We start from the raw sequence: 1,122 nt of genomic DNA, 5'->3' as shown, positions 1-1,122 counted from the left end.
TTCCGCCGTTATTTAAATGTCGACCCGCTGATTGAATAAAGAAATAGGCAATTTTTGAGTTGATATCACTCATGCTATCAAACTCTTGTTCGGTGGTTTCTAAAAACGGTTTTTTAAGGACTTTTCCGACGGTATTAATCGCAATATCGATACCACCAAAATGTTGTTTCGTATCTATAAACAGTTTTTCAATATTTTCAATATGAGTTAGATCTGCCTGAATTAGAATTGCATCTGCACCCAATGCTTTAACATCTGCTAAGGTCTGCTCTGCATCTGTCTGAGTTTCCGAACTATTATAATGAATTGCGATTTTTGCACCCTGTTCTGCAAATTTACGGCTAATGAGTCCGCCTAGGTTTTTAGCACCGCCAGTAATCAATACAACTTTATCTTTGAGGCTATGAGTTGTCATGATGATTGTTCCTATGATGACTTGTTTTAGTGTTTTAAAGTCTAGATTGGCAGTAATTTGTGATCAATTATGCTAGTTTGGTTTAACTATTCAGAAAATACGAACAATTAAAATGGATCGGTTGCAGCAATTTTATATTTTTACAGAAGTCGCTAAACGACAAAGCTTTAGTGAGGTAGCAAATCAGCTTGATCTACCTCGCTCGACAGTGACGAGTGCCATTCAACAGTTAGAAACTCACTATGGAGTACGCTTATTTCATCGTACTACACGTAAAGTCAGTCTTACTCAAGATGGCCAACGAATATTGCCAGAATGCCAAAACCTGTTGTTTGATTATGAACAATTAGAACAGTTGATCCAGACACAAAAACAGCATTACCGGGGCACATTAAAAATTTCGATGCCTAGCCGGATTGTGCATCAAGTGATTATTCCTGAGCTGCCTGATTTTTATCATCGTTATCCGGATATTCATTTACAGCTCAATAGTTCTGATGACCTGACTGACTTAATTGAAAAGGGAATTGACTGTGTTGTTCGGGTAGGAGAGCTAGATAACAGTAGTTTAATTGCAAGATTTATTGGTCATTTGGTGATGGTGAATTGTGCCAGCACGCAATATTTACAAGATTATGGTATTCCTGAGCAGTTAAATGATCTTGAACAGCATAAATTAATTAATTACGCAGGAGGTGTAGGAGAAA

The 1,122-nt window shown here is 37.2% G+C and carries 2 protein-coding genes; one reads left to right on the top strand and one right to left on the bottom strand.

Annotation, left to right across the window (positions count from 1 at the left end):
- On the bottom strand, positions 1-415 hold a 415-nt coding region (locus VXQ92_RS20130; RefSeq protein WP_416682977.1), incomplete at its 3' end, for an SDR family NAD(P)-dependent oxidoreductase.
- Between the two features lie 112 nt (positions 416-527).
- Here VXQ92_RS20130 and VXQ92_RS20125 point away from each other — a divergent pair.
- Positions 528-1,122: LysR family transcriptional regulator (locus tag VXQ92_RS20125; RefSeq protein WP_416682976.1), on the top strand; the 595-nt coding region annotated here is incomplete at its 3' end.

The sequence above is a fragment of the Acinetobacter sp. 228 genome (assembly GCF_048147885.1).
Note: the sequence above shows the minus strand (reverse complement) of the source record. Positions and strands in the feature narration are given on the sequence as shown.